17 protein-coding genes and 1 pseudogene are annotated in these 20,555 nt (G+C 51.9%); 10 read left to right on the top strand and 8 right to left on the bottom strand.

What is annotated here, in order from left to right; all coding sequences use genetic code 11:
* Positions 1-545 precede the first annotated feature (545 nt).
* Positions 546-1,238, top strand: coding sequence for a flavin reductase family protein (locus AC07OI_RS13695; protein WP_495257633.1), 693 nt, complete (start codon positions 546-548; stop codon positions 1,236-1,238).
* A 107-nt stretch (positions 1,239-1,345) separates the two neighbouring features.
* On the opposite strand, the gene AC07OI_RS13690 is transcribed toward AC07OI_RS13695, so the two are convergent.
* Positions 1,346-2,557 carry a hypothetical protein gene (locus AC07OI_RS13690; protein ID WP_495257632.1) on the bottom strand — a complete coding sequence of 404 codons (1,212 nt, stop codon included), beginning with the start codon at positions 2,555-2,557 and terminating at the stop codon, positions 1,346-1,348.
* A gap of 319 nt (positions 2,558-2,876) precedes the next feature.
* Here AC07OI_RS13690 and AC07OI_RS13685 point away from each other — a divergent pair, with 319 nt between their 5' ends.
* Complete coding sequence (locus AC07OI_RS13685; RefSeq protein WP_495257631.1) at positions 2,877-4,865, top strand: OPT family oligopeptide transporter; 1,989 nt, start codon at positions 2,877-2,879, stop codon at positions 4,863-4,865.
* A 112-nt stretch (positions 4,866-4,977) separates the two neighbouring features.
* On the opposite strand, the gene AC07OI_RS13680 is transcribed toward AC07OI_RS13685, so the two are convergent.
* Positions 4,978-5,601, bottom strand: coding sequence for a TetR/AcrR family transcriptional regulator (locus tag AC07OI_RS13680; protein WP_495257630.1), 624 nt, complete (start codon positions 5,599-5,601; stop codon positions 4,978-4,980).
* Between the two features lie 97 nt (positions 5,602-5,698).
* On the opposite strand from AC07OI_RS13680, the gene AC07OI_RS13675 reads away from it, so the two are divergent.
* Entirely contained in the window at positions 5,699-6,700 is a 1,002-nt protein-coding gene (locus tag AC07OI_RS13675; protein WP_495257629.1) for an alpha/beta fold hydrolase, read from the top strand.
* Between the two features lie 54 nt (positions 6,701-6,754).
* Here the strand turns inward: AC07OI_RS13675 and AC07OI_RS13670 are convergent, their stop codons facing one another.
* Both AC07OI_RS13670 and AC07OI_RS13665 read right to left on the bottom strand, forming a co-directional pair.
* A complete protein-coding gene (locus AC07OI_RS13670) occupies positions 6,755-7,135 on the bottom strand; it encodes a VOC family protein (protein ID WP_495257628.1) in 381 nt (126 codons plus the stop codon).
* Complete coding sequence (locus tag AC07OI_RS13665; protein ID WP_495257627.1) at positions 7,132-7,716, bottom strand: hypothetical protein; 585 nt, start codon at positions 7,714-7,716, stop codon at positions 7,132-7,134. The genes AC07OI_RS13670 and AC07OI_RS13665 overlap by 4 nt, the downstream gene beginning before the upstream one ends.
* Before the next feature lie 110 nt (positions 7,717-7,826).
* On the opposite strand from AC07OI_RS13665, the gene AC07OI_RS13660 reads away from it, so the two are divergent.
* From AC07OI_RS13660 to AC07OI_RS13645, 4 genes and pseudogenes are all read left to right on the top strand, one after another.
* Positions 7,827-8,813: a LysR substrate-binding domain-containing protein gene (locus AC07OI_RS13660; RefSeq protein WP_495257626.1), complete on the top strand. Its 987-nt coding sequence runs from the start codon at positions 7,827-7,829 to the stop codon at positions 8,811-8,813.
* Between the two features lie 114 nt (positions 8,814-8,927).
* Positions 8,928-9,986, top strand: a pseudogene (locus AC07OI_RS13655) (DUF6600 domain-containing protein); the annotation flags it as partial.
* 1,600 nt (positions 9,987-11,586) lie between these two features.
* Complete coding sequence (locus AC07OI_RS13650) at positions 11,587-13,008, top strand: MBL fold metallo-hydrolase (protein WP_495257625.1); 1,422 nt, start codon at positions 11,587-11,589, stop codon at positions 13,006-13,008.
* Positions 13,009-13,236: 228 nt separating this feature from the next.
* Complete coding sequence (locus AC07OI_RS13645) at positions 13,237-14,058, top strand: substrate-binding periplasmic protein (protein ID WP_495257624.1); 822 nt, start codon at positions 13,237-13,239, stop codon at positions 14,056-14,058.
* 8 nt (positions 14,059-14,066) lie between these two features.
* Here AC07OI_RS13645 and AC07OI_RS13640 read toward each other — a convergent pair whose 3' ends face one another.
* From AC07OI_RS13640 to AC07OI_RS13625, 4 genes are all read right to left on the bottom strand, one after another.
* Positions 14,067-14,684, bottom strand: a complete 618-nt coding sequence (locus tag AC07OI_RS13640) for a hypothetical protein (RefSeq protein WP_495257623.1) — start codon at positions 14,682-14,684, stop codon at positions 14,067-14,069.
* A gap of 165 nt (positions 14,685-14,849) precedes the next feature.
* Positions 14,850-15,464, bottom strand: coding sequence for a DUF4337 domain-containing protein (locus AC07OI_RS13635; RefSeq protein ID WP_495257622.1), 615 nt, complete (start codon positions 15,462-15,464; stop codon positions 14,850-14,852).
* 55 nt (positions 15,465-15,519) lie between these two features.
* Positions 15,520-16,494 (bottom strand): hypothetical protein, encoded by a 975-nt coding sequence (locus AC07OI_RS13630; protein ID WP_495257621.1) that lies wholly within the window; start codon positions 16,492-16,494, stop codon positions 15,520-15,522.
* Positions 16,491-16,826 carry a PadR family transcriptional regulator gene (locus AC07OI_RS13625; protein ID WP_492703212.1) on the bottom strand — a complete coding sequence of 112 codons (336 nt, stop codon included), beginning with the start codon at positions 16,824-16,826 and terminating at the stop codon, positions 16,491-16,493. The genes AC07OI_RS13630 and AC07OI_RS13625 overlap by 4 nt, the downstream gene beginning before the upstream one ends.
* Before the next feature lie 232 nt (positions 16,827-17,058).
* Here AC07OI_RS13625 and AC07OI_RS13620 point away from each other — a divergent pair, with 232 nt between their 5' ends.
* From AC07OI_RS13620 to AC07OI_RS13610, 3 genes are read left to right on the top strand one after another with little or no spacing between them, the layout of a single operon-like run.
* Complete coding sequence (locus AC07OI_RS13620; RefSeq protein WP_495257620.1) at positions 17,059-18,318, top strand: sensor histidine kinase; 1,260 nt, start codon at positions 17,059-17,061, stop codon at positions 18,316-18,318.
* Positions 18,311-19,081, top strand: coding sequence for a LytR/AlgR family response regulator transcription factor (locus AC07OI_RS13615; RefSeq protein ID WP_495257619.1), 771 nt, complete (start codon positions 18,311-18,313; stop codon positions 19,079-19,081). Before AC07OI_RS13620 ends, AC07OI_RS13615 begins: the two co-directional genes overlap by 8 nt.
* Positions 19,081-20,511 (top strand): DUF4407 domain-containing protein, encoded by a 1,431-nt coding sequence (locus AC07OI_RS13610; RefSeq protein ID WP_495257618.1) that lies wholly within the window; start codon positions 19,081-19,083, stop codon positions 20,509-20,511. Before AC07OI_RS13615 ends, AC07OI_RS13610 begins: the two co-directional genes overlap by 1 nt.
* Positions 20,512-20,555: the final 44 nt, after the last annotated feature.

Raw genomic sequence — 20,555 nt, 5'->3', positions numbered from 1 at the left:
TGTGCAGTACAGAAAATGGATTAAGAAGAGCCGCTGTTTGAGGTGTAGCAGAGGTCTCGTGCAGCATTGCTGCGCGCCTGCGTAACGACAACCGCTTGCAAGCGCATGTTCCTAAGGGCAAGGCCGAAGGCGAGTTTTCGGACTTTCCCATTTTTTGTATTGCACAAATGGGAACCCCGCAGGGGCGACGACGCTTGGGTCGCGGTTCTTTGAATACTTACTTTGGCGACGCAAAGAAAGTATTTCGGCCGCCGGGCCGAGACCCGGCTTGTATCCACGGAGGGTAATCGCTTTAGTCAGAGTACGACACTCAAAAAACGACACGGCATGTCACGAACGCCGCTGGAGCGCCAGCCCGGTGGAATTACGTATTTAGAATTGCTGTTTATTAACGAATAGTCAGCCTGGTTAATATCTTCAAATTCTGCAAATGCTCAAGCTGAGCCCAAAAATCCCTCGTCCGTTTCCAGCCAGCCCAAACAAAAAACACCCTGCATACTCCCTCCATCGAACCAAACATCGAACAACCAACAAGCGAGGACACCATGCACATCAGCAGCGAATCCGCCATACTCTATTTCGGCACCCCCGTCATTCTGGTCAGCACTGTCAATGAAGATGGCAGTTTTAACCTGGCCCCGATTTCCTCCATCTTCTGGCTGGGCTGGCGCGCCGTCATAGGCGTAGGTTCCAGCTCACAAACTGCCCGCAACCTGAACAGAAACGGCCAGTGCGTACTTAATCTGGCTTCTGTCAATGAAGTAGCAGCAGTCAACAAACTAGCGCTGACGACAGGCTCGGATGCGATGTCGGCGTGGAAGGCGGCACGCGGTTACCGGTTGGAGAGGAATAAATTTGAACTGGCAGGCTTGACGCCACAAAAATCAGAAACCGTGGCCGCAGCACGGGTGCAGGAATGCCTGGTGCAACAGGAATGCACAGTCGCGGCCATGCATGGCATAGCAGATGACGAAGCCATGTTGAAGGGTGGCATACTCACGTTCGAGTTGCGGATACAACGCCTGCATGTCGATGCGTCCTTACTGCAAGATGGCAATCCTGATCGCATAGACCCCGACAAATGGAAGCCGCTGATCATGAGCTTCCAGAAATTCTATGGGCTCGATAACCAGCAAGTGCATGCATCGACCTTATCGACGATCCCGGAAAAAGCTTACCGCAGCCCGGATGTCGATAAGGCACGCCAAATAACTAATATAGCTAAGCTGGAAGCTTAGAACCTGTTTGCGATCTGTAGCGAGCGTGCGTCAGCGGGTTGAAGAGCAGCGCATGAGGCCCGCGCTGGACTCACGTTGCGCTCGCGCTTAAGATCGTAAGCAGGTTCTTAGACCTTCATCATGGAAGCGGTGCGGGGCTTGGACAACAGCTCGGCAAAGACTTGCCAGCGGCTTTGTTCATCACCCGGCTTGGCGAGTTTTTCTACATAAGTCTTGGTCATATCCTGGCCAAGGTTGTAGTTGATAACATAGGATCTATGTTTTTCCATGAAGCGCAGGCGTTGCCGCGATCTGGCTTCGTCAGACAAGGCATATTTCATCAACATGGCGACAGCGGCTTCGGTAGCTATTTCGCCATCGAGATACTGCTTGGCGACCATGTTGCCAGCGTAAGTCAGTTTTTGCAGGACTTCCTGCACCTGATAGTAATGTTCGACTTTGGCCGGGTCTATGCCCGCCAGCGGGAACAGGACTTCTTTTTCAAAGGCCATGCGCTCTGCATGCGGGAAGGCGACTTCTATGCCGTAATTGGCACTGCCCTCAGCCAGGAAGGACATGGGTGAATACAGAGGGTAGACGCTGTATTCTAGCCAGGCATTTTCATTGACCAGGTGTTTCTCTATCAGCAGATTGAAGACATGGTGACCTGGGTAGCCTTCATGGCTGGCCAGGTCGATGGCACGGCTGATGAACATGGGGAAGTCGGTATTGACCTGTATCAGGCTATAGCTATTGCCCTTATACCAGTTGTAGGCACTCCAGACCTGGTCCTTGACATATTCAATCTCAAAATTTTCTTCTTCCGGCAAGCTGATGTATTTCCTGGTGCGCGCGCGCGATTCATTGATGGCGGCCTTGAACACGGCATCGAGCTTGTCCTGCGGGATTTCAAATTGCTTGGCGTAGCTACTCAAACGCGTATTCAAATCACCCTCACCGGGCAAGAGCTGGCTCAGCTGGGCCAGGATGGGGTCGAAATCTGCCGGGCTTAAATCGGGTGAACGGGCATCATACAAGGCCACTGACTCATCATCGAAAGACAGTTTATTACCTGCCAGATGGGCGATGTAAGTGCGTACTGCGGCGACATGCAAGCCCAAAAAATCCTGGCGCAACTCTTGCCCCGCCTCTGCAGGCGGCAGGGATTGTGCCTGTTTCGTCAATTCTTCTGCTTGCTGCAACAAGTCTGCCAGAGGCAGTTTTGGTGATGCTGCCTGCCATTCTGACGGGCCATAATAGGCATCAACATAGCCGGGGTCATGCTGGCCTACCGCCAGGACAAGTTTGACATAGGCTTCTGCCACCTGATCGAGTTTCATGAAATGCTCTCCGCATGTATTTATTACAAATTTTGTTGTATGCATTTTACTGCTCTTGGACTCCACGCGTATCGTCAAGTTCAAGGCTAATTCGTCAATGCAGTGCACAAAAATTGACATGATCTTCAGCTAACACTATATTGCGCTACCGCCTAAGCTCATCCTTACAAAAATTGAGCCATGGCGCGACACTGAGGATAGATATGCGGCCCACAAGGCAGCAAATCAAAATCAGGACTTACGCAAAATTGTTACTGCCAGTCTTTGCTGTGCAGTCGGGGTGGTTTTGCGCAAGTCCTTACATAAAATTGGAGGATACATGGCTCTGCAACAGCTGGATGATGAACAGATACGCACCTGGACACGACGACAGAAAGATCAGTGGTGGTTTGATAATGTCTACCGCAAGGACATGGCGCAGCTTACCCTGCGCTCAGCCCTGACCGGTTTCTTGCTGGGTGGCATACTGGCCGCCACGGCACTATATATCGGTGCCAAAACAGGCATTGGTATTGGTGTTGGCCTGACTTCAGTGATTTTGTCGTTTGCGATTTTCAAGATTTTGCATAGCCTGGGCGTAACTGCCGACTACAGCATACTGGAAAACAATTGCACGCAATCCATCGCCACAGCTGCAGGCTACATGATCAACCCCATGATTTCCAGCCTGGCCGCCTACATGCTGATCACCGGCAAGATCATCCCCTGGTGGCAAATGCTGGTCTGGGTCATTGTGGTGGCCTTGATAGGTGTGCTGGTGGCTTTCCCGCTGAAGCGTCGCTTTGTCAATGAAGACCAACTGCCCTTCCCAGAAGGCCGCGCCTGTGGCGTGGTGCTGGACTCCCTTTACACCGATGGCGCCGGTGGCGGTTTGTACAAGGCCAAGCTGCTTGGCTACACGAGCCTGTTCGCCGGTCTGTATCAGGTCATCGTCAGCGATGGCTGGATGCGTCTGATCCAGTTCAAGATTTTACGTATGGACAAATGGGCCGGTATGACAGAGCCCTGGTACCTGCAAGAACGTCTGGATACTTATTACTACGTGACTGCCACCAAGTTCCAGTGGTGGCTACCCAAGATCATGGGCACGGATATACGCCAACTGGGTTTACGCCTGAACCTGGATGTCGCCATGTTTGGTGTCGGCGGCTTGATGGGCGTGCGGGTTGCCAGCAGTGTCATGCTGGGTGCCTTCATCAACTTCGTCATACTGGCACCATGGATGATACAAAACGGCGACATCGCTGCACGTACCCTGCCAAATGGCACGGTGGTGGCAATTTCCCGTACCGAGATTGTCAATCAATGGGGTTTGTGGTGGGCGGTGACCATGATGGTGGTCGGCTCCATGGTGGGCTTGCTGGCTAAACCTGAACTGTTCAAGGCGGCCTTCAAATCCATGACAGGCAATGGCAAGAAAGAAAAAGATGTAGGTCCCGATCCATTGAAGGACATCGAAGTACCATTGTGGATTTCTTACGTGGGTGTACCGGTCTTGTGTGCACTGGCTGCCTGGCTGGTGAATACCTTGTTTGGCGTGCCTTACATCATGGCGCTGATTGCCTTCCCGCTGATCTTCGTGCTGACCATTATCTGTATCAATGCGATGGCGCTGACTTCCTGGGCACCTATCGGTGCGCTGGCCAAGATCACGCAATTCAGCATGGGTGCGATAGACCGCAGCAATCCGGCCAATAACTTGCTGCCAGCCGGTATGACTGCAGACATCGCCTTCAATGCCTCTTCACTGCTGTCTGATATCAAGCCTGGTTATATGCTGGGTGGCAAGCCGCGTCATCAGGTCATCGGCCATATCATCGGTATCGTTTCTGGCGCGCTGGCTTGCGTACCGCTGTTCTTTTTGCTGTTCCTGCCACCAGATGCCAATGGTTTGCGCAGCACGGCAACTATCGTCAGCGAGCAATTCGCCTTCCCGTCTGCCTTGCAGTGGAAGGGTGTGGCAGAGATCATCGCCAAGGGCGTGAGTGGTTTGCCGACTTCTGCCATCATCGCCATGGCGGTGGCTGGCCTGTGCGCAGTGTTCATCGAAGTGACTAACGTCATCACTCGTGGCCGCTTGCCGCTGTCTGCTGTCTCCATAGGCCTGGGCGTGGTCCTGCCACCAGAATCCTGTTTCGCCATGTGGCTGGGTGCCTTGATATTCTGGTACATGGGCAAGAAAAATTCTGAAAAAGGCACTAAGGGACATACCTTCTGGGTAGAGGGTTGTGAAGCAATCAGCGCCGGTCTGATCTCGGGTGCGGCTATCCTGGGTATAGGTAATGCCATCATCAATGTGATGATGTAGTTGTATTGTAGGTTGGGCTGCGGTTTACCAGCCCAACACTCGGCGTTTAAATAACGTATACGTTTGCAGAGGCCCAGTGTTGGGCTGATGAAACGTAGCCCAACCTACGAGTCTATACCCGCAAATACCGCTGCAACAAACTGACCAGTTCATTTTCCCCCCGCAACCGAAACTCCACCGGTGCCTGGTCTATCACCAGCCTGTGCGTGAAATGCTCTATCGCATGCACCACGAAGTAGGCCTGCATCTGGCGGTCTGCAACATTGACAACGTCGGGGCGCTGGCTCAGGCAGCGTGCCACTTCTTCTATCAAAAACTGCTCTGCCTGCTTCGCGGTCTGCCGCAATTGCGCGGGCAACAATCCTTCTTCGTATAGCAACCGGTGCAAGCCGGGATTGTTCTCATGCAGGGCAATCATATGGCCAACGATGTCATGCAGTACAGGTTCAAGTGATTGTGTCGTTGTGCGCAGGGTTTCCAGCAGGCGCACACTGAGTGCCAGACCTTCAGCCAGGTGTTGTTCTGCCAATGCCGTCAGTATCGAATCCTTGTTGGGGAAGTATTGATAGAGCGAACCTATCGATACCCCGGCCCGGCTGGCAATGCGCGAAGTAGTGCCAGCGGCATAGCCAAACTCATCGAAAACATGAATAGCCGCTTCCAGAATTGCCTGCACCGTGACCTTGGAACGTTGCTGAGAAGGCTGTTTTAAAGGCTGTACGCGTGATTTAGTCATGGCAAAAACCAGCCTCCGAATGCGAATAGACAATGTGAATGATTATTCATATTATAGATCACCTCCAAAGCCATGCATTCTTCCTCATCTAAATATCATGAAACTCAATCAAGCCCGCTCAAACCAGACTTACTGGCACTGCTACCACGACCCAGCCTTGTTGACACGCGTGCTGGCTGTGGTGCAAACCCGCCATCTGCAATCCACAGGGGTGGAGTTGCACATAGACCTGTACCAGCAACGAGACAAAGCTGCTCCTGTGCTGATATTGAATCACGGCGGTGGTGGTTATGGCGGCTTGTTTGTTGGCCTGGCGCTGGCTTTTTATGAACAGGGCTATACAGTCATCGTGCCTGACCAGAAAGGCCAGGGGCGGTCTGGCGGTGCCATGGGGGACTTTACAGTGGCTGAGGCAGTGCAAAACATCGTCGATGTCGCAGCCTGGGCCAGGCAAGAATTCAGTGGATCACTTTATCTGTGCGGTGGCAGCATAGGTGGTGGCCTGACCTATGCAGCTGCCGCCGCGCTGACAAAACAGGGCAAGCCTCCGGCAGCTGCAGTTTGCCTGAACCTGTTTGACTTTGGCGACCCAGTCACTGGCCTGGCATTTACCCGCTTTGCGGCCCTGGCAAAAACCCCCGGCCTGGCCAAAGCATGTAGGATCATCAGTGGCTTGCTCGCAAAACTGGCGCCGCGCATACGCTTGCCCTACCGCCCACTCGCGCGCTTTGAAAACATGATGGATGAACGCGACCTGGCAACAGGGTTTTATGCAAAATGGCAAGCCGATCCGCTGACTCTGCGCACAGTCACGGCCCGTTATTTTGCCAGTATGCTCGATACTGCTTTTGCGATACCGCTTGAGGAAAATAAGCAAGTGCCGGTACTGGTCATCAACCAGAAGCGCGACAAGATGGTGAAGCCACAACTGACGCTGGATTGCTACCAGCGCCTGTCTGGTCAAAAAGCCTATGTCGAAATTGACTGGGGGCATTTTTCTTTGCAAACAGAGTTTAATGCTGAGCTTATTCATCTGGGCACGGAATGGCTCAAAAACATGGTTCATTTCAATCACCGTGCGCTGCGGGAACAGTGTTAACCCTGAACATTTTTTTGCACAGGCTATTCTCAGCTAAAGCCATTCCTGGGTGTGCTAGCCCACCACAGCCGCGCCTGGCGCATAATAAGTAATTTCAAACCGGATGCCATCGGCATCTTTCATGAACAAAGCCAGTGAACCACCAAGGTTTTGCATTGCTGGCACGTCAAACCCTGCCTCATGCATGCTTTGGCGGATTTGCATGACCTGCTCTGCCGATGTAGCGCCAAAACCCAGGTGATTCATGCCTGCACCATAGCGCTCATAGGGACGGGTATCAGGGTGTGCCTGCAAGAACTGGAAATAGAAACCCTCACCATCGGTCCAGACCTGAGGCCCGCTCTCGACAAAACCCAGTTGTGGCAACAGGCACTCATAGTAGGGCATGCTGGTTTCCAGTGAACTCACCAGCAGGGAGATATGATCTATCTTCATTTGCCTGCTCCCGCTGTCGTGGGCATGGGGTTTTGCAGGCTCTCGCTATCCCAGGTTTCTGACAATATCCAGTAACGCTGTCCATCGAAATATAGCTGGATATTATTGATGCCGCGCCCCGTCATTTCACCTTCGGGAGCCTGGCGCGTTTCATAAGTGCTCCAGATGTGGATGGAGCTACCAAAACTTTTCACTTCGCGCTTGATTTCCCTCTCATAGAAGCCAGCATCGTAGACCGGCTTGCTCCAGGCATGAAATTCCTGAACAGAAAAAACCAGCAGTTGTGGTTCGCCATCCTTGCCATGCACGACCGGAAAAATTTGCGCCCTGGGATGATGCAGGGAGATGTCCCTGACAATATTGCGTGGCGTATTGGCCGGGCCAGAGACAACATCATAATAGGCGTGCATAATGCCATCAATGCTGCTGACATCTGCCGCCAGTGGGTAAGCCGTGGCAACCGGGGTAACCGCGGCAACCGCCAGGTTTGAAAATATATTCAACAACATCATGCTGGTCAGCAAATTCACCAGTACTTTCCTGCCCAGAAAACTGGCCTTGCGTATATATTGCTTTTGCATACAAACTCCCTGTCAATGAAGCCCACAGTATCTTGTAGCAACATCATCGTGACTAGCGACAAATACGCACCAGGGTATAGAGAAAAACTCACTGAATAAAAAACATAGGCATGCGAAAAATTCCTGGTTTGAATGATTTACGTATTTTTGAAGCGGCGGGCCGCTTGCAGAATTTTCGTCTGGCAGGCCAAGAACTCAATCTGACACACAGCGCAGTCAGCCACCGCATACGCTCACTGGAAACACAATTGGAGCTGGAATTATTCGAGCGTCAAAACGGTGTCCGGTTGACCGACGCCGGGCGCGAACTGCATATGGCAGTCAGCCTCTCGCTGGACCAACTGAGTACGGCAATCGACCGCATCACCCAGCACCACCAGAGCCCGCGTCAGGTTGTCAGGATCGCCAGCCTGCCAGCTTTTGCCTCTTACTGGCTACTGCCCAGATTGCATGATTTTTATCTGGCCCATCCCGATATCTCGGTACAAATACAGGCCAGTGTGGAACTGGCAGAACTGGGCGAGAACGGTGTCGACCTGGCCCTGCGGTTTGGCACTGGTCATTGGGCCAATGTGCAGGCCCGCAAACTAATGTCTGAATGCTATTACCCCTTAGCCTCACCAGATTTTATCGCCAGACACCAGCCTGCAACACCCCGGGACTTGCTCACATTGCCCCTTCTGGTACACGCCAATACCAGGGGCGCAGGTTCCTCCTGGTCAGCCTATTTCAAGGCTTTGGGATTGCCTGCGCAACAGACTTTGCGCAGCATCAGCTTTGATGACAGCAACCTGGTTTTGCAAGCAGCCGAGCATGGACATGGCATTGCCTTTGAGCGTCACAGCCATGTCAGCGCCAGGATCAGGCAAGGGTATTTGCAAAGACTTTTTGACAGTGGCTTGCAAAGCCAGAGTCACTATTATTTACTTTCCACAAAACAAGGCTTGAGCATCAAGGCCGTTCAATGCGTGCATACATGGCTCATCGAACAGGCACAAGAATTTAGTTTACAAAGTGCAACAGAGTTGAGCCAGCTGCGGTGTCTGGATTTACCGGACAACCACACCTCGTCAGACCTCCAGGAAAAGCTGGACTAAGCGACCTGCTACAAAAAAATACAAAATTGTGACATTTCATGACATCCAAACAGACTGGTCGCGCGTTAAAGCTGAACCAGGTCACTTTTATTTACCCTTGCCGGGAAGAAATCCATGTCCGCCCCAGATCAGCCAGTTTTACGGAAAAAAATCCGTCATCGTCCCCTGCTAAAAATTGCCGCTTTGGCAGTTGCCAGCCTGTTTTATATAGGCACGGCTCAGGCTCAGGATGAGCCGCCTGGGCGTGTCGCCAGGGTCAGTTACTCTTATGGCAATGTCAGTTTCGCTGATGCCGGTAGCAATAGCTGGAGTTCGCTGGTACAGAATCGTCCCATCTCTACCGGCGACAGTCTGCAAGTACCTTATGCCGGTAAAGCGGAATTGCATGTAGGGCCGAATGCCTTGCGCATGGCAGAAAATACACGCATGAGTTTCAGCCTGCTCGACGATGACAACACCCAAATTGACCTGAACCAGGGCAGCATGGTGATACGTGTGCGTGAACTCAGCAATAAAGAAAACTTTGACATACGCACCCCAAATCTGGTGTTCTCGCTGCAAGAACCGGGCGAATACAGGATTAACGTCAATGATGACAACACCACCACCGTGCTGGTGCGGCGTGGCACAGCCATAGCACGTGGCGAACGCGATACTGTCACTATCAGGCAAGGTGAACAATCTCGTTTCTCTGGCAGTAACCTGCAACACACCATGATAGGCTACGTACCGCCACCCGATACTTTTGACCTATGGGCTGCTGACCGTGACCGTGCTGAAGAAAATCTGGAAACCGTGCGCTATGTTTCGCGCGAAGTGATCGGCTATGAGCAGCTTGATCAATACGGCGCATGGGAAACCACCGCCGACTACGGCGCAGTCTGGTATCCACGTCAGGTCAGCGCCACCTGGGCACCTTACCGCGACGGCAGTTGGGTATGGGTTGCGCCGTGGGGCTGGACCTGGGTAGACCGTGCGCCCTGGGGATTTGCACCTTACCATTATGGCCGCTGGGCTTATGTAGGCACACGCTGGGCCTGGGTACCTGGCCCACGTCAGCATCATGTGCGCCCGGTGTATGCGCCAGCTTTGGTCGCCTTTGTCGGCGGCAGCACTTACATCAACAATCATGGATCCAGGCCAGGCTCACACCCTTCTGTTGCATGGTTCCCGCTTGGGCCTGGCGAAGTCTACAGGCCTGGCTACACCCACAATAACCACTATATACAACGACTGAATCAAAACATGGTGGTCAACAGCAGCATCACAAATGCCCGCTTCGTAAACCAGGGTGTGCGTAATGCTGTGACGATAGTGCCAACCAATACCTTTGTACGTGGCGAGCATGTATTACCGGTGTCCAGAAATCCTGTCGCAGCAGTACAAACCCGCCAGGCCCCGGTGGTAGTCACTGAGGCACCGAATATCACGCCAGTCAATAATAACCGCTTTGGTGAAGCACGCCAGGGCAATTTGCGTAACGGTGAACAGTTCAGGCAAAGAAACCTGGACATGCCACCAGCGCGGGCTGCGGGTACCATCACCAATCAGAATCCGAATGAAATCCGTTCAGTGAACCGTCCGGCAGAAATAAATGGCAATCCACGTGCACAAAACAATGGCGTGGGGACACAGAATGCACAGCCAAATACGGTATCGGGCATTATTTCAAATGCAGTCAATACACCGCCTGTAAATGCCAACAGTATTGCCCCTGCGAATAATCCAACCAACCAGGGCATGGGCAATATGAACCGCAGCCCGGAAATACAAGGCAATGCGCCACGCCAATATGGCAACGGCATGCGGGATAATGTCAATCAGGGCGGCAATAATTACAATCAAAGGCCGCAAGTCAATATTGCACCAGCGACACCGGCAGCAACGGTGAATGTACCACCCAATAATAATGTGGCTCCACCGGTCAATGTCATCAGCAATACGCCCATGCGTACGCCGAATGCCAATACACCGGCCAACAATGCCATCATGAATTCACCTAATACTGTGAACCAGGGCAGGCCCGAAAGCAATGACAGGTCATCCAGATATGGCAATAGCTTCAACAATAATCCACAGCAAGAACCGCGCGTTGAACGCCAGCCGGATCGCATAGACCGTGGCAATGAAAGACCGGTTGAACGCACAAGGGAAAGACCCGTTCCAGTCGCGCCAGTCGAAAGAGCAGTGGAAAGGCCGGTAGAGAGAGCGCCAGCACAAGCACCCATGATACAGCCAGCACCCCAGCAGGCACCACGCATGGAGCCACGGATGGAACAGAGACAGGCTCCTGCACCAGCGATAGTGCATACGCCTGCACCAGCGCCGATGCCAGCACCAGCTCCACGGGCAATGCCTGCACCTGCCCCCACACCAGCACCTGCGCCTGCCCCAAGAGCTGAACCACCGAAAGAAAAGGATGATCCACGCAATGCGAAAATACGTGGTTTGAGCGAACGTTAATCCTTAAACCCTTAAGCTTAAAAAGCCAGCCTGTCCGGTCATACGGGACGAAGGGCTGGCTTTTTCTTTTCTGCTCGTCACTGCTTTACTCTGCGTACTGCCAGGCTGATGCTCTTGCCTGACTATTGTTTCCTCAGATCGCCTCTCCTGATTAGATACCCCGGATCCCCCTGTTAGTCCCGCCACCAAGATGTGACGAAAGCATGCTGCAGAGGTTTGGTTTTGTTGAACCAGCCCTTCAGTTTTTTGCCCAAACTGACATGCCATGCAAGGCATGCGGAATTACTTCGTTCACCAATAATCAGAGGCTATGATGCTTACATCACCTACGTTACGACCATTGCGACTATTACGGCTGTTGCCACTGTTACCGCTCATCACAGGCATCTGCATTTTATTTTCTGCTAGCAGTGCTGTTGCCCAAACAATTTCTCCTGCCTTTGCTGTCACCCTCGATATGCAGGGCATACGCTATGCGTCGCACCAGGCTGCAAGCCCACAGAATGCCACGCAAGAAATCAAACTCAAGCAGCAATTGATACTGCAAAGCGATGGACAATTCCGTTCCATCAGTGAATCACTCTGGCCAGGCAATATCAAGTTTCATTTCCTGACGACGGGTAACAAGGATGGTGTAGCGGAGGTCGATTTGCTGCAATGGCGGCAGGGTATTGAAATAGACAGAGACAATGCAACAGAGGCGCGCAATGAGTACGCCAACATGCTGTTCCTGAGCCCGGCATTATTGCTGGAACATGCCAGCATGCGCGTGTCCGCCAGCTTACCAGGTGCAGAGAGTGAAAAATACGAGAAAATAAATTTTAGTGATGCTGCGGGACGGCCTGCCAGCATGATTATTGAGCGCAGCAGCGGCCAGGTAATGAGCGCCAAAACTGCCACATCTGCTTATGAATATGCAGACTACAGCGCGGTACAAAATTTCAAACAACCAAGGCAGATTACGATCAAAAATGGTGACAAGCTGGTACTGCAATGGAGTATCAATGCTCAAGTACCTGTGCATCTTGATGCCCACGCTTTTGACTTGCCAGCAGGCTATGTAGAAAAGCAAGACAAAGGCGCATTCCGCGCCACCATGATAGCCCCCGGCACTTACCGGGTCGATGGTAACGAATCCGGTTATCACACAAGTTTTTCGGTAGGCACACATAGCGTGGCAATCTATGATGCCCCCATCAGTGTTGCCGAAACCGCCAAGGTCAGGGCATTGATAGAGCAGACTGCACCCGGCCGCAAACTTGCCTATGTCGTGCTGTCACATACCCATCGCGACCATATCGCTGGTACACCAGCGTACATGCATGAAGGTGTACAGATTTTGACAGGCAAGGATGGCAAGATGGCCGTGGAGCGGCAACTGGGTCAGGAAGTTGCCAGCAGGGTGATCGAAGTCAGCACAGCATGTGATCTCGATCTTGGTGGCCGCAGTATCCGCATTTATCCCATGACAAGCAGCCATGCATCAGACATGCTGGTGGCTTATGATGCAGTTAACCAGATTGTGTTTCAGGGCGACTTGTTCTATCTGCCAGAAATTGGCCCCATCCCGCCAGTGTTTGATGTCGGCCTGGAACTGGATAGCTTAATCAAACAATATCAGCTCCAGGTGCAACAACTGGTCGGTGTACATGGCCGCAGCGGGACTATCATGGATTTTCAAAAAGCACTGGAGTTGAGAATGGCAGAAAAATCAGGCACAGGAAAAAACTAATACGTCTTTTAAATCAAATCCCATTTGTAGAAAACTGTGTCGGTATGCGGTTTAACCAACACAGTTTTCGCATACCTCTACCATCAGTACGGCAATTGTTGTAAATTCCGGTAATACGATCATCTTGCAAAGCACTCGCAATACAGTCTCTTAAATACAGTCTTTACAGACTATCATCACAGTCTGCAAATGTTGCTTACATTTTGCACAATAAGATAATGGTTCAAGATGCGCCCGGAAAAATTTCCCTCCTTCGCCAGCTATTCCACACTGCTTAAAACCTTGCTGGTTTGTACATTGGTATTGCCTTCGTTTCTGATGCATGTGCAGGCGCAGGAACTGCAAATTTTTACCGAAGACTGGCCACCCATCAGTTTTGGCAACGGCAATAAAGCAGAAGGCATGGCAGTCGAAGTCGTGCAAGCCATGCAGGCACATATAGGCAGCAGTCAGCCCATACAGGTTGTGCCCTGGGCGCGTGGCTACAAGGCCTTGCTGGAAGAACCCAATACCCTGTTGTTCACCGTCGGCAGATCAGAAGAGCGCGAAAAACTCATGGTCTTGTTAGGCCCTATCGCCATCTCGACCACGTCTTTATATACGCGCAAAGGCAATGCCACACGCCTGCACAGCATGGGGGACGAGATACAAAAACTCAAGGTCGGTGCCTACCGTTCCAGCATCTTTGCAGATACCGCCCGCAAGAAGGGTTTTCAAAATATAGAACAGGCACCAACACCGCAAATCATCGCCAATATGTTGCTGGCCAAACGTTTTGATTTATGGGTAGAGGGCAGCCTTGTGGTGTCATCGGTACTGAAAGAAATAGGCCGCTCTGCGGATGATGTAGAAAAAGTCAAAGTCCTCGACAGCCTGGAACTGTATCTGGCTTTTTCCACCTCCACTCCAGCAAGCACCATCAAGGTCTGGGAAGATGCCTTGCGCTGGCTGAAGAAAGAAGGTCACTTCGCCCGCATCCATCAAAAATGGTTGCCGAACGAGCCACCACCGATGGCGGTGATACGGCTCGATCCACCTGGCAAGCCCTGAACATGGCCTCAGGCCATGACGATATTTTCCAAATTAAAAGAAAAAGGTGTGGGATTGCGACCTGGACCACCACCTGTCATGACAATGTCCGCACTCGCTATACCCAGCAGTGATAATTCAGTATTGATATTCGAAATAATGGCCGAGTTCATGACCTGACCTTGTTCGACCTGAGAAGCAACGCCTATCCAGATTGTTGGCTCGAATTCGAAGACTGCTTTTTGCTGAGGAGCGATGGAAGTTTTGATCGCCAGCAATTTCCCATTCTTATAAATGGATGCATTGATAGCACCTTTCGACAAGTCATTGAGCACTTGTACTTCCTTGGCACTGGTGCCATCGCCACAAGCAACCAACCTGTCACCGGAAGACGTTAGCCTCATACAATATAGTTTGCCATATTCCGCGCCCATTTGCGGTGTATGGTTGCCCCATGAATCACTCGCTCCGACAGCCATGCTCATGGGAAAAGTAAAGGGGTGATTGTCGCCAACACCGCAGTATTTGATGACCATCCAGGCAACGGACAATTCGTCAAAATTTGTTGCCACATTTTTTTGGAAAATGATGACTTCAGAATTATTGACGTCATTCGAATTATTGATGAAGTTCAGTTGGATATCCATGTCAGACCCTTTGATTTTAAGATGAGGTTTTGGTATAAATCGCAGCATTAGCGTGGCAGGCAGGATGCATGGAATACCCATCCACAAACTTCGAAGACAATAGCATATCTTTAATTTTCAAAATTAAAACTTACTCGTCTGGCCTCCATCTCTTTCCCAGATATTTCAAGACAACAAGGCCACCAGCGCCGTTGGATGTATATGCCAGCCCATCAAGCCTGCCAGGCCCATGAATACACCAAAGCCGGTAGGTACCAGGGTCACAAAATACAGCCAGCGCTGCCTGGTCAGGGCAGTCACTGCCAGCAAAGAAATGGCTATCGCCAGCAAGGCATCTGACAAGTCAAATTGATCATCCTTGTAATTGGCATTGTCATAATCGATCTGGTCTTGTTCGGCCTGTTTTTTCAACTCTTCTTTTTTCTCGTGCTGCTCTTTGCCTAGCTTCGCATAACTGTCTATGGCTGCCTGATACTCTGCTTTCTGGTCGACAGGCGCATTTTTGGCGGCCAGACGCAGTTGCAATTCTGTTGATTTGGCCAGTTCTTCCCGCATATTCCTGGCCTGGTAAAAGGCCCAGTGATCTATCTTGTTGGCCTGCGATTGCTGCATGGCCTGAACGATATTGTCGTCCTTGACCTTGCATATGCCCATGAAGGTCGCCAGCAAAGCCACGGTAATGGCAACCCAGATATTCAACTGACGTGTCGCCTTGTCTTGTCTGGCCTCTTCCTGCTGTTCTGTTAATTGCTCTACGGTTTCCACGGGATCTATATCCATATCTGAACTCCTTGACTCTCAAAAAAATCTAAAAATCGAACAGGCTGTCATGCAATTAGCTGGACAATTTCACATCAACCGCAGTCCCACCCAGTTGCTGCAAGCGACGCCCATCCCGCACGCATTCATACAGCAAGTACAAGGCATAGCCAAGACAGGCCAGGCGTATGCCACGGTCAAGCCTTTGCAGGTCCAGTATAGCTGGCAAGCCTATGTTATATATCAGTGCATCAAGCTGACTGAACAAGAAGAACAACGCAGCATACATGGTATTTTGTACTATGTTTAATTGCAGTTTCAATTTACTCCACACAGGCTGTAGTGCACACCAGATGCAAAATGCAATGGAGCACAGCAGCAGTGCACTCATCCACGGCAAGTAGCTTGCAATGGCTGGCGAAAAATCCACGCGCAACTGTTGCAGGCTAGTGTCTGACATCCACAATTTATGCCAGATCAGCAGCAGGATAAAACCACAGCTGGCTAAATCAGTGATGATGTCGCTGCCACGTATCCGTTGCCATTCATATTCCTGCTCAGGTAAATCCTGCGCCCGCCAAGTCTTGTTATTAGCCCAGTTGGGTAACATCCCGCTTTTGGCAGCCAGATAAAATGCCACCGTCACCGAGGTAAACACCAACGTCCCTTGCTCAACAAACCCGGCCAGCAATTGCATCATTGCCTGCCATACCTTGTAATGCTCCGCCTGTAAAAACACTGCCGCACTTTTCAATGTTTGCAATAGCAAAGTAATGCCAAGGGCGTAACTCATGACGAGCTTATAGGCAGGCATTAACTCACTGCTGACCAGAGGCGTGACTGGCATATAACGCGCCGCTACCTGAGCCGGATGACCCAGTTTCTGCAATATGCCTGTCACTTCTTCCTCAGACGCCTCCCTGCCTGCTTGCTCCCGGATGGCATCAAGTTGATCCAGAATATTGGCTTGTAATTCACGGCCTATGTCTTCCCTTTGCGCCAGCGGCAATTCCTGTTTCACCGCATGTATGTATTTTTGCAGCAGAGTCATCGTCCAGTCTCCAAGATAGTAGTCAGCGTGCCATTCAAGGCTTGCCATTCCTGCGTGAGTTTTTCCAGTAATTCCACACCTTCTTGCGACAGGATGTAATAGCGCCTCTCGCGGCCCTCACCCTGTTGCCATTCACTGTCCAGCAAACCCTGGTCAGCCAGCCGCCGGACCAGCGGGTATAAAGTACCCTCGTCTATATCCAGACCATGGTCGAGCAAGGCTTTGCGCAGGGAGTAACCATACTGTGCCTGCCGCAATGAACCCAGTACGGCCAGCACCAGCGCGCCGCGCCGCAATTCCAGACGCATTTTGTCCAGCCGGTCTTCTGACATGTCTTTGATTCCTTCCTGTTTTATCAATACTGTGTCACACACAGCATAATACTATGCGCCACACAGTAAAAATACAAGCTCTATTTGCATGCCTTGGGAATACTCACTGGCAGGTTTTGATCCCATGTTTCCCGTATTCATCAGATTTTTTTTGCTTTCGTCGGAAAATGCGAGACGAAAGCCGCGCAGGCAATTATTCTTGGCAGCAATCGCAAATAAGAAGGAAATAACAATGTTCACGACTATCTGGTTTATCTTACGTGCCAGTTTTGGCTGGAGTGCGCTGATCATGTTCACGACGATATTGATCGTGAATGGCATTTTCAGGAACCGCATGCCGGGTGAATTTATCCTCATACCTCTCAGCCTCGTGGTGCTGGTCATGGGCATCAGCTTTTCGCACGTGCGCCGGGTGCGCCTGATTGCCAGCAAGGTGGACACCAGCACGCTGGCCAACCGCCAGCGCCGCCAGATAGAAATCCCGCTGGAAGCCAGCGAAGCTTTCGAGCTGATCGATGCCGCCATCCGCGAATTGCCAGGTGCGGAAGATACCGAGAGCGCCAGAGACAGCCTGCAGATACGTGCCAAGATCAAGCGCATAGACCCTTACCAGGCCAACTTCATTGACGAGCTGAAGGTGCTGGATTTTCTGACGACCAAACGCAACCAGATTCTCGCTACCATCACACCCGGCGATGGCGTAGGCAGCCTGACCTTGATTTGTGAACCTGAGCGCCCGGCGTGGACAGATTTTTTCCTCGTCGATAATGGAACCAATCTGGAAAATGCCGAAGCCATCACCCGCGCCATTACCCGCCGCATTGCAGAACGCAGACGCAAGGAAAAAGCCAGCGCGGCCCAATCTGTGACTGAAAAAGAATTGACGGTAGCCAAACTCAACTTGCTGCATGCCCAGGTAGAACCGCACTTCCTGTACAACACCCTGGCCAGTGCACAATTATTGACGCGGGCTGATCCAGCAGCGGCTGATCAGATGCTGGGCAATCTGATCACTTACTTGCGTCACTCCCTGCCCCGTACTGAAGATACGGCCTCAACCATAGAGGAAGAACTGGAGAGATCCATCGCCTATCTTGACATCATGAAGATACGCATGGGCACACGCCTCAATATACAAATCCAGGTACCGGCAGAATTGAAAACCCTGCCCTTCCCCATGATGATGTTGCAAACCCTGGTGGAAAACGCCATCAAGCATGGTCTGGAACCCAAGACCGGTGGCGGCACAATATGGATCATCGCCAGACAGCATGAAGGGAATGTCGCTGTCACAGTAGCTGATGACGGTAATGGTTTGGGGACAGAAATTGGCGGCACCGGCATAGGCCTGAAGAATGTGCGTGAACGCCTGCGCCTGGCGCATGGCAATGCAGCGAGTTTTGTGCTGGTCGGTAACTTCCCCAGCGGCGTTGCCGCGACGATCACCGTACCCGCTGTAACTGTCACTGCCAAGGGAGAACACCATGCCTAAGTGTGTCATTGCCGAAGACGAGAGCCTGCTGCGTGAAGCCTTGTTGCAGCAACTGAGCATGGCCTGGCCGGATCTGGAAATTGCTGCTGCCTGCGATGATGGTGGCAGTGCACTGGAAGCGATCGCCACGCATCAGCCAGATGTGGTGTTTCTCGATATACGCATGCCGGGTTTGAGCGGGTTGGAAGTGGCCGCCGCCATGACAGAAGTCAGCCCGCAAAGCCAGATCGTGTTTGTCACTGCCTATAACCAGTATGCGATTGATGCCTTTGAAAAAGGCGCAGTCGATTACCTGCTGAAACCGATTACCCAGGACAGATTGCTGGCCACCGTCAAGCGTCTGCAAATGCGTGCACTGACCGGCACGGCTGATTTGCAGGCCATCAGCACACTGGTGCGCCAGCTCAGTGGTGGCCCGGCAGACATGCCCAAGCCTGCACCGTTGGTGTGGATCACCGCCAGCGTGGGCAATGAAACCCGGCTCATCATGGTCGACGATATTGCCTACTTCCAGGCTGACAGTAAATACACCGTGGTCATGACAGCCGAGGGTGAATCCCTGCTGCGCAAACCGATACGCGATTTGCTGCAGGTGCTGGACAACAGCATGTTCAAGCAAATCCACCGATCCACCATAGTCAACCTGCGTGCGATTGCCTCGATCAGCCGCGAGGATAGTGGCAAGGGTCTGGTCAAACTCAAGACCAGACCGGAGACGCTGAGCGTCAGCCAACCCTTCATGGTCTTGTTCAGGAATATGTGATGCGCAATTTCAATAGTCGGATCTTTATGCAGGCACTGGTGCACGCATTGATACACGCAAGCAAGTCCCTGCTGGCGTTGTCAGCAGCAGTCAGCCTCAAAGTGCTGGATGCGCAGGACAGCAATGGCAATTATCTGTATGCACGTGGCCGCCACAAGTATTTTGGCATAGGTGCACTGGTCATTTTCTTTGCCCTGTTTGCCGGTTATGGCATGGCGCATATGCTGGCCAGCATGGTGAATGTCAGCAGTACCGGTGCCATTATTGCCGGTTGTTTGTGGGCGGTATTCCAGTGGTGTCTGGAAAGACAGATGATCATGTCGATACAATCGGATGCCAGTTGGCGGGCAAAGAGCATGGGCCTTTTCTGGCGCAGCCTGCTGGCCTTGCTGTCTGCAATTACCATGGTCTATCCTTTTTTTGTCGACAGCAACCGTGCAGAGATCACGGTGAAAACCGGTGAACTGGAACGCACCCGCCTGATACAAAATCTGCAAAGCGCGCAGCTGGCAACTGGCTTGCCCACGCTTCAACAGGATGTGGCAGCGCTGGATGACAAACTGCAAAAGGCAGAAGACAAACTGCACAGCGAACCACCGCAAATGGCAGAGATGCGCCAGCAATTGCAGACTCTGCGTGAGCAGGCAAAAATAGAGGAGCGCCGCGCCAATGGGCAGATCGCCAACTGGCGCAAGGCCATGACTGTAGCCTTGCCTGCAGAAGCTATTTTGCTGGAACAGAAAATCAGCGCAGCACAAAACCGCATCAACGCTGCCAAAGCCAGGTGTTTGCGGCAAGAGCAAGACATCAACACAACCCTGATCGCCTGGCGCAAAGAGAAACTGGCAGAGAAAGCGCAAGTGGCAGAAGAACGTCATGAGGCCAATGCCATCGCCAGCAAAGCCAGGGCAGATGCGCAAGCGCTGGAAAAAATCCAGACTGAGCATATACAGGCAGCATCCCATGCAGGTTTTGCTGCCGACTTCGCAGCCACCTGGGACATGCTGCAAAACGACATGCACAGGCGCCTGCAATTCATCTGGTGGTTGCTATGGTTTTTGACGATAGAACTGGTTGCCATCATCGTCAAGTTCACCAGCCATACCGATGTCGATGCGCGGCTGAATGCAGATGAACATTTGCTCAAGTTCGACATCAGCAGCAACTTCACCTTGCGTCAGGCACAAATTGAAGTCGGGCAATTGCGTGAGATGACGGCACTCAAGGGCGAACGTGCTGCACTGCAGGCAGACGATGGCATCAGTGCGGCTGCACTCGCAACCGTCAGGCGAATGCAGCAACTGGAACAACAGGCCGAACTTAGTTCCAGCATCAGTTCCAGCAACGCCTCATCTGGTTTGCGGTCTTTGTTGCAAGAAACCCTGAACACCATGAATGCGAATTTTTTACGCTTGCTGACGAATAAATAAGGAATGCAAGGATTACAATAGCAGCACGATTATTCCTGGTTCAT

The sequence above is a fragment of the Undibacterium sp. GW821-FHT07F11 genome, assembly GCF_059418665.1.
This window is presented reverse-complemented; position numbering and strand designations above follow the sequence as displayed.